Annotated in this window: 13 protein-coding genes; 12 read left to right on the forward strand and 1 reads right to left on the reverse strand. The window is 65.4% G+C overall.

Annotated features, from left to right (window positions below; all coding sequences use genetic code 11):
- Position 1 precedes the first annotated feature (1 nt).
- From A6048_RS17690 to A6048_RS17700, 3 genes are all read left to right on the forward strand, one after another.
- Entirely contained in the window at positions 2-892 is an 891-nt protein-coding gene (locus tag A6048_RS17690) for an alpha/beta fold hydrolase (RefSeq protein ID WP_107747119.1), read from the forward strand.
- A gap of 140 nt (positions 893-1,032) precedes the next feature.
- Positions 1,033-1,485 (forward strand): hypothetical protein, encoded by a 453-nt coding sequence (locus A6048_RS17695; RefSeq protein WP_107747120.1) that lies wholly within the window; start codon positions 1,033-1,035, stop codon positions 1,483-1,485.
- Positions 1,486-1,563: 78 nt separating this feature from the next.
- Positions 1,564-2,112, forward strand: coding sequence for a hypothetical protein (locus tag A6048_RS17700; RefSeq protein ID WP_107747121.1), 549 nt, complete (start codon positions 1,564-1,566; stop codon positions 2,110-2,112).
- Between the two features lie 60 nt (positions 2,113-2,172).
- Here the strand turns inward: A6048_RS17700 and A6048_RS17705 are convergent, their stop codons facing one another.
- The gene (locus tag A6048_RS17705; RefSeq protein WP_107747274.1) at positions 2,173-3,066 is read right to left on the reverse strand and encodes an SDR family NAD(P)-dependent oxidoreductase; all 894 of its coding nucleotides are present in this window, start codon (positions 3,064-3,066) and stop codon (positions 2,173-2,175) included.
- Positions 3,067-3,670: 604 nt separating this feature from the next.
- Between A6048_RS17705 and A6048_RS17710 the strand changes: the two genes are divergently transcribed.
- From A6048_RS17710 to A6048_RS17750, 9 genes are all read left to right on the forward strand, one after another.
- Positions 3,671-5,128: a type I restriction-modification system subunit M gene (locus A6048_RS17710; protein WP_107747275.1), complete on the forward strand. Its 1,458-nt coding sequence runs from the start codon at positions 3,671-3,673 to the stop codon at positions 5,126-5,128.
- A 65-nt stretch (positions 5,129-5,193) separates the two neighbouring features.
- A complete protein-coding gene (locus A6048_RS17715; protein WP_159110198.1) occupies positions 5,194-6,288 on the forward strand; it encodes a restriction endonuclease subunit S in 1,095 nt (364 codons plus the stop codon).
- Complete coding sequence (locus A6048_RS17720) at positions 6,288-7,403, forward strand: endonuclease NucS domain-containing protein (protein ID WP_107747123.1); 1,116 nt, start codon at positions 6,288-6,290, stop codon at positions 7,401-7,403. The genes A6048_RS17715 and A6048_RS17720 overlap by 1 nt, the downstream gene beginning before the upstream one ends.
- Positions 7,400-8,284: a restriction endonuclease gene (locus A6048_RS17725; RefSeq protein WP_107747124.1), complete on the forward strand. Its 885-nt coding sequence runs from the start codon at positions 7,400-7,402 to the stop codon at positions 8,282-8,284. Before A6048_RS17720 ends, A6048_RS17725 begins: the two co-directional genes overlap by 4 nt.
- An 81-nt stretch (positions 8,285-8,365) precedes the next feature.
- Positions 8,366-8,860 (forward strand): helix-turn-helix domain-containing protein, encoded by a 495-nt coding sequence (locus tag A6048_RS17730; protein ID WP_107747125.1) that lies wholly within the window; start codon positions 8,366-8,368, stop codon positions 8,858-8,860.
- 35 nt (positions 8,861-8,895) lie between these two features.
- Positions 8,896-9,492 (forward strand): PIN domain-containing protein, encoded by a 597-nt coding sequence (locus tag A6048_RS17735; RefSeq protein ID WP_107747126.1) that lies wholly within the window; start codon positions 8,896-8,898, stop codon positions 9,490-9,492.
- The gene (locus A6048_RS17740) at positions 9,489-12,887 is read left to right on the forward strand and encodes a DEAD/DEAH box helicase family protein (protein WP_107747127.1); all 3,399 of its coding nucleotides are present in this window, start codon (positions 9,489-9,491) and stop codon (positions 12,885-12,887) included. Before A6048_RS17735 ends, A6048_RS17740 begins: the two co-directional genes overlap by 4 nt.
- Before the next feature lie 38 nt (positions 12,888-12,925).
- On the forward strand, positions 12,926-14,146 hold the full coding sequence (locus tag A6048_RS17745; RefSeq protein ID WP_107747128.1) for an alpha/beta hydrolase family protein: 1,221 nt from the start codon (positions 12,926-12,928) through the stop codon (positions 14,144-14,146).
- A gap of 259 nt (positions 14,147-14,405) precedes the next feature.
- The gene (locus A6048_RS17750) at positions 14,406-15,275 is read left to right on the forward strand and encodes an alpha/beta fold hydrolase (RefSeq protein WP_107747129.1); all 870 of its coding nucleotides are present in this window, start codon (positions 14,406-14,408) and stop codon (positions 15,273-15,275) included.
- The last annotated feature ends 6 nt before the right edge of the window (positions 15,276-15,281 follow it).

The raw sequence follows: 15,281 nt of genomic DNA on the forward strand, positions 1-15,281 counted from the left end.
CATGGACGAGTACAGGACTATTCAGATCGCGGGACGCCACGTCGACTTTGTCGCGCTCTCCTGGGGTCCCGACAGCGCTCCCCTCGCGGTCCTGGTACACGGGTACCCCGATTCGCCTCATTCGTGGCGGGGGGTAGCCCCGGGTCTCGTCGATGCGGGCTACCGGGTGGTCGCCCCGTTCACCCGGGGTTATGCGCCTTCTAGCGTTCCCACCGACGGGTCGTACCACATCGGCAGCCTGGCCCATGATGCGATCGAACTGCACGCGTTGCTCGGCGGTGACGACCGAGCGGTCCTCATCGGTCACGACTGGGGTGCGATCGCCGCGCACGCCGTGGCCGGGCTCGTCGACCAGCCCTACCGGCGCGTCGTGACCATGGCCGTACCACCAGCAGCCGCGTTCACCTCTCGGGACGGGGGGGCCCGCGCCTACATCTCCAGACTTGTCAGGCAGGCGCGGTTGAGTTGGTACTTCGCATTCCAACAGCTACCCGTACTCGCGGAAAGGTCACTGCCCAGGTTGGTGCCCCACCTGTGGCGCCGGTGGTCTCCCGGCTACGAGGCCGGCTCCCACCTCGACGCCGCGTGGAGTGCGATCGAGACCCGGCGCACCGAGGTTCTCCGCTACTACCGCCACGCTGCGCGTCCATGGACGGTCCCCCCGGAACACGCCGCCGCCCAACGAGCGGTGCTGTGCCCCACCACCGTTCCGATGCTCTACCTCCACGGAAGCGACGACGGGTGTGCGCTCGCGGAGTGGACCGCGCTCGCGGCGTCGACCCTTCCGGCCGGAAGCAGGGCGGAGTCCGTGCGGGACGCCGGTCACTTCCTGCAAGTGGAACAACCCGACCTGGTCACACGGCTCATCGTGGACTTCTTCGACGCCCGGTGACGGGGTTGTCGACCGTCACGAGAGGATGGCCCACTCCTCAGACCCACCAGGTCTCGGCCTGAGCGACTTTGGCGGAGGCGGTCGACGGTCGGCGAGCCGGTCACCAGTGGGTTCGGGGCCGGCGCGGCTAACATTTCGGCGTGGAGTTCCACCTGGCGGGCCTGGGCGTGAGCCTCGCCGTGCTCGCCCCCGGTCTACTGCTGTGGTGTTTCCCGCCGCGGGAACCCTTTCCGACAGCGGTGGCGCCGGCGCCCGCGCGATGGGCCGAACGAGCGGGACAGGCGCTGTGCCTGACACTGCCGGCGGTGACCGCCTCGGGGGCGTTCACCTGGTCGTGGAGTGTGCCGATGGCCGGTGGCCTGCTGCTCTACTACGCGTTGTGGGTCCGATATCTGAAGACCGGTCGACGGGTGGCCGCCCTGTACTGGTGGCGGGGCATCCCGGTCCCGATGGCGATCCTGCCAGTGGTGGTGTTTCTCTCCGCCGCGGGCTGGCTGGGCAGTCCTTGGATCGCGGTGGCCGCACTGGTGCTCGCCGCGGGGCATATCCCGGTGTCCTGGGTGATCGCGCGCACGATGAGGGAATCGGCGTGAGTGAGGCAGCGTGAGGGGGGCGATGTGAGAGAAACAGGCGCGGCTCTGTGGTGGTTGCCGGTCGGAGCCGGTGGCCACGTGGCGATTCACACCAGCCGCTGGTGGGAGGCGTATGGCGCGCGTCGCGAACACCGCCCCAGCCGGCCGCTGTTCCATGCCGCGCTGGAGGTCTTCACCGACCACGGCCGCCATGTCATCGAGATGGCGCCGGCCTGGGGGCCGCTCAGTGGATCAAGCGGGGTCGTGGCGACCGGTCCGGTAGGCCTGCCCTGGCTAGGGCGGTCCCGCCTGTTCCGCTACGAGGTCCGCTGCCTGCCCGAGGGCGAGATCCCCGATCGCGCGTGGGCGCCCGCACCGCCCACCCTGATCGCGCTTTCCGCGGCCGAGGCCGACGCGGTGGTGGGCCGGGTCGCGACGATCCCGCGCCATACCTGGGGGCGGGACGCGGTGGGCGTCGGCGAGATGTGGAATTCAAACTCGCTGGTCTCCTGGCTACTCCAGACGACCGGGATCGACGCGGCCGCGTTGTGCCCTCCGGACCACGGCTTGGCACCCGGGTGGGCTGCCGGCATCGCGGCCGCGCGGCCCGCGGGATCGGGGTCCGCGCAGGAACCCCACGTCGACTGAATGCCCGCGCGGTACCGGGGGCCGACGAGCGCGAGGTGTCCGGAGGTCAGTCGTCCGCGGTCAGGCTCCCGCCGTCTCGGCCTCAGCGAACCCCCATAGCCGTTCGGCGATCTCCGGATCCGAGGCCTCGGCGGTCCTTCCGATGAGCGTGGGAATCCCCCTGAGGTTCCGCAGCCCGTCCGGCCCGGTGTAGCTGCACGGCGGTAGCGGCCGGGTGGCGGCGAACATCGTGGTGAGCGCCGCCTGCGAGGCAGGCTGGGCGAACACCGAGCAGACGCGGGTGATCACCGTGTCGACCACGGCGTTCCCGCTTGCGTTGGTAATCCCGGTCGCCGCCCACCCGGGGTGCGTGAGCTGCACGTCGACCCCCGCCACCGCGGCCTCGGCCCGTCCGTCCCGCAACCGCTGGTCCAGCGCGAGCCCCCACAGCATGTCGCCGAGTTTGGACTGGGCGTAGGCCGCCGCGGGGGTCCACCGATGTCGGCGGAAGTGGGGGTCGTCGAAATCGAAGGTCGCGGCCTTGTGCGCGTTGGACCCGACGATCACCACGCGGCGGCGCACACCCGAGAGAACGAGGTTCGTGAAGAGGAACGGTCCGAGCACGTTGACGCCGAGCAGCATCTCGACTCCGTCGGCGGTCTCGCGGCGTCGCGGCGTGATGGCACCGGCGTTGTTGACCAGTACGTCGATAGGCTCGGCCTCCCCGCCACGCAGCTCGTCGGCGGCGCGTCGCACACTCTCGAGCGAGGCCAGGTCCAGCTCGACGACCCGCGACGGGCCCGGGAGCGCGTCCGCGACCTCTCGCCCCCGGGCGGTGTCGCGCACCGCGAGGACGACCCGGGCTCCGCGGTCCGAGGCGGAGCGGGCGGTCTCCAGACCGACGCCGCTGGTCGCCCCCGTGATGAGCCACGTCTGGCCGGTTAGGTCCGGGGTCCCGATGCTCTTGAGTGCCACGGGCACAGGCTACTGAAGCCGTGAAGTGCTGAGCCATCCCCTCAGCACCCCTACCATGCTCGAGCGAGTGCTCGACCGCTGCTGCGCGACAAGTTCCTCAATCCGCGCCCAAGGAACAACCTTCCGAATTGCCCCACACTGCGACGTGAAGTTGGGCCCCGCTGCGTCCGCCGCAGCAACGGCCCGGTCAACCGTTGCTGAGTCCTCACCGAGCGCCTCGGCCATCCAGATGAGTGCTGGCGCGCATCGAAGGCTGTTGTATGCAGATTTCGCGTCACGACCGCGGGACTTCCTGCCGTACGCGCCGGGACCTTCCATCTCGGACATCCACCGAACCATGTGTTCACGCTGGTCGCGATAGCTGGTCCTCGGGTCCGAAGATCCTTGACGATGTCTCTGCTCGTACGCAGTAGTGATTGGCGGCCCCGGCTGCAAGGTCGCTAGCACTCTGGCGAACTGAGGTCCTCTCATGGGGCGAATCTATCCCTCAACAGCCCACGTGGGACTTGATCGAGCTGCGCCCAGGTGTGACGTAGTGGAATCGTGGCGGCGCTTGGGCACGTCCACCGAATCGGCATAGGCCACTCTGACTACCATGACCCGCGTGATCACCGGTGAACTCAAGAGCAAGATCGACGGAGTCTGGACCGCCTTCTGGTCGGGCGGCATCAGCAACCCACTCGAGGTGATCGAGCAGATCACGTACCTGCTCTTCATCCGACGACTCGACGATCTGCAGACGCTGCAGGAGAACAAGGCTCGGCGACTGGGCGAGCCACTCACCGACCCGACGTTCAAGCCGGGCCAGGACCAGCTCCGCTGGTCGCGCTTCAAGAACGCGGAGCCGGGAGCGATGTTCAGGATCGTCGACGACGAGGTGTTCCCGTTCTTGAGGCAACTCGGAGGCGAGGAGTCCACTTACGCCGATCACATGAAGGATGCCCGCTTCACCGTGCCCACCCCGGCGCTGCTGAGCAAAGTCGTCGACATGCTCGACGGCGTGCCCATGCACGACCGCGATACCAATGGCGATCTCTACGAGTACATGCTCGGCAAACTCGCCTCGGCCGGCCAGAACGGCCAGTTCAGGACCCCGCGCCACATCATCCAGCTAATGGTGTCCATGACGGACCCCGAGCCGCGCGACGAGATCTGCGATCCCGCCTGCGGCACTGCTGGCTTTCTGGTGTCCGCGGCCGAGCATATGCGCGAGCACCATCCGACCGTTCTCACTGACGCTGTCCAGCGAAAGCACTTCGCGACGTCAATGTTCCACGGGTACGACTTCGACTCCACCATGCTGCGCATCGGCAGCATGAACATGCTCATGCACGGCGTCGAGTCGCCGGACATTCGCTATCGCGACTCACTTTCCGAAGTGGCGGCGGACACCGAGGGGCGCTACACCCTCATCCTCGCCAACCCGCCGTTCGCGGGAAGTCTGGACTACGAATCTACGTCCAAGGCGCTGCTCAAGGACGTCAAGACCAAGAAGACGGAGCTACTCTTCCTGGCCCTGTTCTTGCGGCTGCTCAAACCGGGCGGTCGCGCGGCAGTAATCGTCCCCGACGGTGTCCTGTTCGGCTCGACCACTGCCCACAAGGCGCTTCGCAAGAGACTGGTCGAGGAGCAGAAGCTCGACGCGGTGGTCAAACTCCCCTCGGGCGTGTTCAAGCCGTACGCCGGGGTGTCCACCGCCATCTTGTTCTTCACCAAGACTGACTCCGGCGGCACCGATGACGTCTGGTTCTACGACATCCGCGCTGACGGCTTCTCCCTCGACGACAAGCGCAATCCTATCGAAGCCAATGACCTGCCGGATGTGCTCGCCCGCTGGCAGAACCGCGACGCCGAGGCCGCCCGTGCCCGAACCGAGCAGTCCTTTCTGGTGCCCAAGGCCGAAATCGTGGCCGAGGGATACGACCTGTCGATCAACCGCTACAAGGAGCTCATCTTCGAGGAGGTCGAGACCCGCGACCCGCTGGATATCATCGCCGAGCTCGAAGACCTCGAGGGTGAGATCCAGCAGGGACTCGCGGAGTTGAAAGCGATGTTGTCGTGAGCAGGTGGCCGATGGTGGCGCTCGGCGAACTAATCAGCCCCTCAGGCCGGCGAGCAGGTTCCAATGTGGAGGCTCCCGTCTATTCCGTTACGAAGCATGCGGGATTCGTCCCCAGTCTCGAGTACTTTAGAAAACAGGTTTTCAGCAGGGACATTTCGAAATATAAAGTCGTTGAACACGGCGAGTTCGCATATGCAACTATTCACCTCGACGAAGGATCGATCGGAATAGCGCCCGAACAAGCTCTCATAAGCCCCATGTACACAATTTTCAAAGTTAGACAGGAGAAAATAGACTCTCACTACTTGTTGCGCTATCTAAAAAGCCCACGCGCGCTTCAAACTTACCCGCAGCTTGGACAAGGCGCCGTCCACCGCAGAAAATCCATTGCCCTATCCTCGCTCGGCAAGCTGCTCGTTCCCGTCCCTCCGCTTGACGAGCAGCGACGTATTGCCAAGACCCTTGATCGCAGTGCAGGTATTAGGAGTTCGCGAAAACGCTCATTCGAACTAGCGCGTGAACTGCAAACCGCGTCTTTCATTGACCTTTTTGGCAGCCCCGCCACCTGGATAGACCGGTGGCCGATGGGCACGATTGGCGACATCACGGAATCGACTCAGTACGGCACCTCTGAGAAATCTGGGCCAGATGGGACGACTCCCGTTCTCCGAATGGGAAACATCACTACTGACGGCCGATTGGACACCAGCGATCTGAAGTATATGAATTTATCCGAAGCCGATCGAGAGAAATTCACGACTAGACGCGGCGACATCCTATTCAACCGAACTAACAGCCCTGACCTTGTCGGGAAAACTGCGGCAGTCCGGAACGACGAACATTTTGCCTTCGCCGGGTACTTGATAAGGCTCCGGCTAGTAGATGAGTTCGAGCCCGACTTCGTATCCGGATACCTGAATAGCGCATATGGAAAAGTGCTGCTGCGGTCGATGTGCAAGTCGATTGTGGGTCAGGCCAACATCAACGCTAAAGAGCTACGGCGTATACCGATCGCGCTCCCGCCGGCCGCAGTCCAGCGTGAGTACCGCGACGTCGTTTCGCAGGTGGAGCGCCACGCTGCGCTGCTGGCCACCAGCGATAGCGCTGTGAACGCTACGCTCGCATCTCTTCAAACCCGCGCATTCCGAGGCGAACTCTGATGCCCGTCGAAATGGGGATCTGGCGGATCGACGGCAGGGCTCCGCGACGGCTCAGTGCGAGCCAGTTGCCCACCGAGTCCATGTTGGAAGAGTTCTTGGAGCAAGACCCGACGCTCCTGGGTGAACGCCTCCTCGTCGTCGGACGTCAGATTCGAACGCCGTACGGGAAATACATCGACCTCTTGGCCATGGACATCGAGGGCAACCTGCACGTCCTAGAGCTCAAACGGGACAAGACACCCCGCGACGTGGTGGCGCAGGTCCTCGACTACGGCTCGTGGGTCTCGACGTTGGACCGCGAGACCGTAATCGAACTCGCCAATACGCAGCTGGACGCTGCGTTCGAGACCGCGTTCGAAGAGGTCTTCGGCGTCTCCGCTCCCGACGAGATCAACGGATCGATCAATCTCGTCGTGGTGGCGACCGACATCGATTCGTCGTCGGAGCGGATCGTCACCTACCTCCGGGAGTTCGGCGTACCGGTCAACGTCGTCTTCTTTACCCACCTCGAGGATGAAGGACGTCGCTACCTAGCGCGATCGTGGCTGGCCGGCGACGACGAGGGAGCGCACCGATCGGTGTCGGGACCCCGGGGCGCGAAGGGCAAGAAGGCGGAGTGGAACGGGATCGACTGGTTTGTCTCCTTCGGCGAGGAGGGCAGTAGATCCTGGGAGGACGGCCGCCGGTACGGATTCGTCTCCGCTGGCGGCGGGCGCTGGTACTCCGACTCACTCCATAACCTGCCAGTAGGCGCCCGTGTCAACGTCCACATCCCCAAGCGCGGATACGTGGCCGTCGGCACCGTGCTGCGGGAGGCGACACGGTTCGATGACGCAATGGTCGAGGTTGACGGGCAGTGGGTGCGGCTGCGGGATCAGGAGTTGAACGCCCCGTACCGGCATTCGCCCGAGGGCGTGAATGAGAACGGCAACGATAGCGACGACGACGAGTACGTCGTCCCCGTGAAGTGGACAAATGCCGTTCCGCAGTCCGATGCACTCTGGGTCAAGGGGATGTTCGCCAACCAGAACAGTGCCTGCAAGCTGCGGCAGGAGTTCACCCTGGACCGGCTCGGCGAGCACTTCGCGCTGGACCAGATCGAGGAGACACTATGACCGTCGATCCCACCTGGGACCAGTACATGGCCCCCGCGCTGCCGGTGCTCCTGGACGGTGAGGTCCACCGCGCCCGCGACATCTGCACTTCCGCTGCCGATCTGCTCGGCGTCAGCGCAGAGAAGCGACTGGAGACAATCCCCTCCGGCCAGCAGCGGTACCGCAACCGTGCTAATTGGGCTCTGTCGTACCTCTACCGCGCCGGTGCCGCTGAACGGCCAGTACGTGGGCACTACCGCATTACGGATGCGGGACGGAAGCTGTGCGCTGACCATCCGGACGGAATCAAGGAGAAGGATCTCGCGTCGCTTGATGGCCCAGTTCCAAACCCTCCGGTGGTCGACCCTCCCGACGAGCCAACGGAGTTGGACCCGGTGGAGCAGGTGTCGCTCGGAGTCGAACGCCTGCATTCTGCTGTCGCGACCGACCTGCTCAATCGGCTCCACGCGAACGAGCCCGTCTTCTTCGAACAAGCGGTCCTCGACCTCATCATGGCAATGGGATACGGCGGCGCCGAAGGAACGGCCAGCCGCACCCAACTCTCCAACGATGGCGGGATCGACGGAATCGTCGACCAGGATGCCCTCGGGTTAAGCCGCATCTACGTACAGGCCAAGCGCTTCGCCCTCGACGCGACCATCCACCGGCCCACGATCCAGGCCTTCGTCGGAGCCCTCCACGGAAATCAAGCCAACCAGGGCGTCTTCATCACCACAGCGCGCTTCAGCAGCGGCGCCCGGGCCTACGCCGACTCCGTCCCGACGCGAGTCGTGCTCATCGACGGCCCGCGGCTGGCCTCGCTGATGATCCGCTACAGCGTGGGTGTGCAGGTCAACCAGACCGTCCACATCGTCGAGGTGGACGAGGACTTCTTCGAGTGATCCGCTGAAAGCTGGCCACACGACAAGCCTTGCGAAAGATTCGAAACCGGCTTACGCTTCTTGCAGATCCAAGGAGAAGCGATGACCACACTGCTCGAGCCCAAGACCTACCCTCCCAGCGAGAACGCCGGCGTCGCGGAGATCGACGACCTGCTTCACTCCGGCGATACACCGACATTCGCCCTGGTCAACGGCTCTCACTCTGTCGCGCTACCGGCCGAGATCAACGCCATCCTCACTCAGGTCGTCGCCGCGATGCGGGCCGGCAAGGCGATCACCGTGACCCCGCAGTCCCAGAGCCTCACCACCCAGCAGGCGGCCGACCTGCTGGGAATGAGTCGTCCGACACTGGTCAAGTTGATCGACGCAGGTGAGATACCGTGCACTCGAACCAGCAACCGGCGGATGCTGCTGCTCGATGACGTACTCGAGTATCGCCGCAAACGCCGCGACCGTCAGCTCGCTGCGATCGCGGCCACGCAAGCTGACCTAGTCGAGGACCTCGAGCCCGAAGAAATGCTCGGCATACTCGCCGAAGCACGGGCGGCGCGACGGAAGCGAATCGACCGAGGTTGAACACGGGATCGAGGACGGCTGCCACAATGTGACATGTGCTTGCAGCCGTACTCGACACCTGTGTGTTGTTCAACGGCCTAACCCGAGACTTATTGCTGTCATTGGTCGCCTTCGACTCATACCGTCTGGTCCTGACCGAGGCCAATATCGAGGAGATCGAGGACGTAGAGACTCGCAAACTCATGAAGCAGGGGCACGACCGCGAACTGGCCGAGAGAAGGGCAGCGTTCCTCGCCTCGCAACTCAGGGAAAACTTCGAGGTCGTCTGCCGGTCCCGCTCCACTCTCGTCGCCCCTGTCGGTCTGCCTGATCCCGACGACGAGCACCTCGTGGCCGCAGCCGTCGCAGGAGGAGCCGAGGTCATAGTCACCGCGAACTTCAAAGACCTTCCTGACCATCTCCTGCCCTCTGGAGTACGTACCCAGGATGCGCCGTCATTCCTTCACGACATGATCTGCGCCGACCCCGGCAAGGCTGCATCGGCTCTGCTCGCGATGAGCGAACGTCGCCGCACACCACCACAGTCCGAACTCGACATCCTCGGTCTATTAGTACTGAAGGGGCAGTTGCGCCCGTCCACAGCCGAAATTGTTCGGTCAGCCCTGTCCCGCATGAGAGAAGACCATAGATGACCTCCAACTTCGACTTTGTCCCCGCCGAGTGGGGCAGCGTCCGCGCCGACGCGATCCAGGCGGAGTCGAATGGTCGGACCGACCCCCGCGTGAGTGTGTTCTACGCCCGTCGCGTGCTGGAGCAGGTCGTCGTCCTGATCTTCGATCTCGAGCGGCTCCCGCTGCCATACAACTCCGACCTCAGTGGACGGCTCGGCGATCCCGGGTTCATCGCCTCCGTGGGCCCGGAGATCGTCTCGAAAGCGACCATCATCCGCAAGGCCGGAAACCGCGCGGTCCACGACAAGAAGGAGATCCAGGAAACGTCCGCCCTCGAGATACTGCGGCAGCTCCACGACCTGCTCAAATGGGCCGCCTACAGCTATTCGTCCACGCCTGATGACGTGCCCACCTCGTCGTCGTACGATCCTTTGCTCATTCCGGCACCCGCCGCCACGGGCGGCCAACCCCCACTCACCGCGGCGGAACTCGCCCAGCTCAACAACGTCCTAGAGGCCAAGGACGCCGCGCTCGCGGCGGAGAAGGCCACCAGTTCCGCGCTGCAGGCGCAGATCGACGAGCTAATCGCCAAGGTCCAGCAGGCTCAGAAGACCAAGGACGCCCCCGAGCCGACCTTCGACGTGAGTGAGGCCGAGACCCGGCGCCAGTTCATCGACGCGGACCTGCGCGAGGCCGGGTGGGACCTGACCGACGCGCGGGACCGCGAGTTCCCCGTCACCGGGATGCCCAACGACACCGGGCAGGGATTCGTCGACTACGTGCTCTGGGGAGAGGACGGCTTGCCCCTGGCACTGGTCGAGGCCAAGAGATCGCTCGCCGACGCCACGATCGGCCAGCAACAGGCCAAGCTCTACGCGGACTGTCTGGGAGCGAAGTTCGGCCGTCGCCCCGTCATCTTCTTCACCAACGGGTTCGAGCGCTGGCTCTGGGACGACGCGATGTACCCGGCGCGCCGCGTCAGCGGCTTTTTGACCCGGGGCGAGCTGGAGCTCACCGTGCAGCGCCGGCATTCACGAGCGCCGCTCGAGGCGACGCCCGTCGACAAGACCATCGTGGAGCGGCATTACCAGCAGCATGCAATCCGCTCGGTCGACGACGTCTTCACGCGAGGGCAGCGTGAGGCGCTCCTAGTCATGGCCACCGGATCCGGCAAGACCCGCGTCGCAATCGCATTGGTGGACCAGCTCATGAAGGCCGGCTGGGTCAAGCGCGTGCTCTTCCTGGCCGACCGCGTGGCCCTGGTCAACCAGGCCGTGTCCGCGTTCAAGGCGCACCTACCGTCGGCCACCACCGTCAACTTGGTCACGGAGAAGAATCAGGAGGGGCGCGTCTACGTCTCCACGTATCCCACGATGATGGGGCTGATCAACCAGACCGACGACGGCCGCCGCACCTTCGGCCCCGGGCACTTCGACCTCGTGGTTATAGACGAGGCCCACCGGTCGGTGTATCAGAAGTACGGGGCGATCTTCGAGTGGTTTGACTCATTGCTCGTGGGCCTCACCGCCACGCCCAAGGACGAGGTCGACCGCAACACCTACAGCCTGTTCCACCTCGAGGACGGCGTCCCGACCGACGCGTACAGCCTCGACGACGCCGTGGCCGAGGGCTACCTGGTGCCGCCCGTGGGAGTGTCCGTGCCGACCCGGTTCCTGCGCGAGGGCATCCACTACGACCAGCTGTCGGAGGCCGAGAAAGACGAGTGGGACCTCCAGGACTGGGGTGACGACGAAGCGCCCACCGACATCGACCCCGAGGAACTCAACCGCTGGCTCTTCAACGCCGACACCGTGGACAAGGTGCTGGCAACCCTCATGGAGAACGGCCACAAGGTGGCTGGTGGCGACCGACTGGGCAAGACGATCATCTTTGCCAAGAACTACGCCCACGCCAAGTTCATCTGGGAGCGCTTCGACCTGGCCTACCCGGAATACAAGGGCGAGTTCGCCAAAATCATCACCTACAAGTCCGAGTATGCGCAGAGCCTCATCGACGACTTCTCCGAGACGGACAAATTCCCGCATATCGCGATAAGTGTTGACATGCTCGACACGGGGATCGACGTCCCCGAGGTGGTCAACCTCGTGTTCTTCAAGATGGTCCGGTCGGCGTCCAAGTTCTGGCAGATGATCGGAAGGGGGACACGCCTGGCGCCGGATCTCTACGGACCCGGGGAGGACAAGAAGAACTTCTATGTTTTCGATTTCTGCATGAACCTCGAATACTTCAACCAACCCGGTGCCGGCAGCGAGGGTTCGGTGCAGAAGTCTCTCGGTCAGCGACTGTTCGAGGCGCGGCTCGGACTAGTCTCCGCCCTGGACCAGTCTGCCCCGGGCCAGGGGGGCAGCCCGGTCGACCCCGAGCTCCGCGATGCCACCGCCCGGCACCTCCACGAGATCGTCGCCGGCATGAACCTCGACAACTTCTTGGTCCGGCCCAAGCGCGAGTGGGTCCTGAAGTACCAGGACTGGGCGCGTTGGGACCGCCTCACCCCCCAGCGCGCGGGAGAGGTCGCCGAGCACCTCGCGGGCGTGCCCTCGACCGTGAAGGACGACGACGAACAAGCCAAGCGGTTCGATCTACTGCTCCTCCGGACCCAGCTGGCGGTCCTCGAAGGCGATCACGTGACCGCCGAGAGGACGCGGGGGCAGATCCAGGAGATCGCCGGAAGTCTCCTGTCCCAGACCGCCATCCCGGCGGTCGCCGCGCAGCAGCAGCTCCTCGCTGAAGTCTCGGAGGACGAATGGTGGCAGGACGTGACGCTGTCCATGCTCGAGCTGGCGCGACTCCGGATCCGCGGGCTCGTGCGCTTCCTGGAGAAGTCGGCGCGCGCTGTCGTCTACACCAACTTCAAGGACGAGCTTGGCGAGGGATCAATAGTTGAGCTGCCCGGGATGGCAGTCGGCACCAACTGGGAGCGCTTCAAGGCCAAGTCCCGGGCGTACCTCCTTGAGCACGAGGACCATATCGCCCTACAGAAGTTGCGACGAAACAAGCAGCTCACCGCGGCCGACCTGGCGTCGCTAGAAGAGATGCTGGCCAACTCCGGCGCGGGCGGCCCCGAGGACGTCGCTCGGGCTCGGGAGGAGGCCAACGGCCTGGGCCTCTTCGTCCGCTCCCTCGTGGGGCTCGACCGCCAAGCGGCCACAGAGGCGTTCTCTGAGTTTCTGTCCGACTCCACGCACTCCGCCACGGAAATCCGGTTCATCCAGCTCATCGTGGAGGAACTCACCGCGAACGGGGTGGTCCCCGCTGCCCGACTCTACGAATCACCGTTCACCGACCACTCACCTACCGGGCCGGACGTGCTGTTTCCCGGGGCCGCCGGCGACCGCATCTTCGTGATCCTCGACGAAGTGCGGGGCCGAGCGCTGCCTGACATGGGAGTCGCATAGCGGCCGGTATCAATGCTCTTCCGGTTTATCCTCCGCTCATGCGCTTTCCCGCCACCTGCTCCCGCCGTCCGCTGGCCTCGGCGGTCGCCGCCCTCGTCGTCGTCGTAACGGGGGTCGTCTCCTCCGCAATCCTCGTACCGGCCACGGCGTCAGCCCAGCCCGCGCCACGGTGGTCCGGACTGGACACCCGCCACTGGGACCGGCCGGTCCCGGCGCCAGGCGTTCCGGCGACCTCCGTTCCACTGGATCCCTCACTCTCACTGCCGGAGGCCGGGCGGGCGGTGCGCTCGGCATACGGGACGATCGATCAACACGGGCGCTCCGCGATCGCCACCTCGGCTGTGTTCCTGCCGCACGGCACTCCCCCGCCGGGCGGGTGGCCCGTGGTGGCCTGGGCGCACGGGACCACCGGGCTGGGAGACGACTGCGCGCCGTCGACTCAGCCGCGCTCCGAACGGGACAGCGAGTACCTGGGCCACTGGCTGCGCCAGGGGTATGCCGTGGTGGCGGCGGACTACGTTGGCCTCGGCACGCCGGGCCTGCTCAGCTACCTGAACGGGCAGGTCGCCGCACGCGGGATCATCGACGCTGTCAGTGCCGCACGGGCCGACGGGCTCCCGCTCTCCCCGACATGGGCGTTGGTGGGCCAGTCGCAGGGCGCGGGGGCTGCTCTGGTCACCGCCACGCGGGCAACCGAACTGGGCGCCCCCGCGGGGCTGGACTACCGCGGAGTCGTGGCCACCGGTGCCCCCGCCAACCTCGAGCACCTCTTCCAGTGGGGCGGACCGGGCTTCCCGCCGGTGTCGCTCCCCACCGGCCTCAACCTCTACGCCTTCTACATCCTCGCGGGACTCCGAGACCAGCACCCCGAGTTCGAGCTAGACCGGTTCCTCACCGCGCGAGGCCGCGAGATGGTCGATACCGCCGAACACCTCTGCTACGACGACATGCGCGAGGCGGTGGGCGACTTCCAGATCTCCCAGGCGCTGACCAGGCCGGTCAAGGACATCCCGGACGTCTACGGTCACCTGGCCCGATACATGGGCACCCCGGCAGCCGGTTACGACCGACCCGTCTTCCTGGGGCAGGGCCTGCTCGACCTGGACGTGCCCGCTCCCTCCGCTCTCTCGCTCGCCGCGCAGATGACCCTGAACAAGCAACCGCTCGAACTGCACGTCTATCCGGACAGGGACCACAGCGGAACGGTCTACGCGGCGACGCCGGACGCCACGGCGTTCCTGGACCGGGTGATGGGCTGAGAGGAACACCCACAGTTGGACACACCGTCAACATTCGGGGGGACATCGCACGCGGCAGCAGCCGGTCGAAGCCATATCAACGATGTGACGGAACCCACAATCGTTACCGACTTGTCACCTGAGATTTTTCCCGTATCGTTCTCGCCATCGCCGCGCGGGGATGTTCTGGGACTCCCCGCGCGGCTGACTTAATTTCGCGGCCGGCCGCATTTCCGCCGACGTCGCAAGATCTAGAACGTGTTCTAGTATCGTGGCTCCCATGAGCGCCCTCGACTTCGAGTCCACCAGCAAGACCATCACCGCCGGCCGCTTCGAGCTGCATTTCCACGAGGCGGGAGAGCAGAGCGTCACCGAGCCGGAGAACGCGGTCCCCGTCCTCTTCCTGCACGGCTCCGGCCCCGGCGTCACCGCGTGGTCCAACTTCTCCGGCAACTTCCCCGTCTTCGCCGAGCAGTTCCACACCATCCTGTTGGATATGCCGGGCTTCGGCAAGAGCTCCGACCTCGAGTGGGAGAAGGCCTACCCGCTGATCGCCGCCGAGGCGATCGACGCGTTCTGCGAGGCCAAGGGCATCGAGAAGGTCGACATCATCGGCAACTCGATGGGCGGCAACGTCGCCTGCGAGACCGCCCTGGCCTACCCGGGCCGCGTCCGCAAGATGGCGCTCATGGGACCCGGCGGCCTGGCGGCCCCGCTGTTCACCCCCGAGCCGAGCGAGGGCTCGCGGCGCCTGTTCGATTTCCTCGCCAAGCCCTCCGACGAGTCCATGGCCGCCTGGGTCGACACGATGGTGGGCAACAAGAAGGTCGTCTCCGACGAGCTGATCCGCGCGCGGACCGAGGCCGCCACCGCGCCGGGCGCCGTCGAGCGGATGTACGCCATCTTCGGCTCCATCCTCAAGCCCGAGAACGCCTACACGCCGCTCTACGCCCGGGCCTCCCAGATCCGCCAGGAGACGCTGCTGATCTGGGGTCGCGACGACCGCATGCTCCCCTACGAGCAGGCGCACTTCGCGTTCCGGCAGCTCCCCCGTGCCGAACTGCACGCCTTCTCGCGCTGTGGCCACTGGGCGATGATCGAACAGAAGGACAAGTTCGAGCGCCTGGTGATCGACTTCCTGCTCAACTGAGGCGAG

Source organism: Dietzia psychralcaliphila, from assembly GCF_003096095.1.
In the GTDB taxonomy this organism is placed as follows: domain Bacteria; phylum Actinomycetota; class Actinomycetes; order Mycobacteriales; family Mycobacteriaceae; genus Dietzia; species Dietzia psychralcaliphila.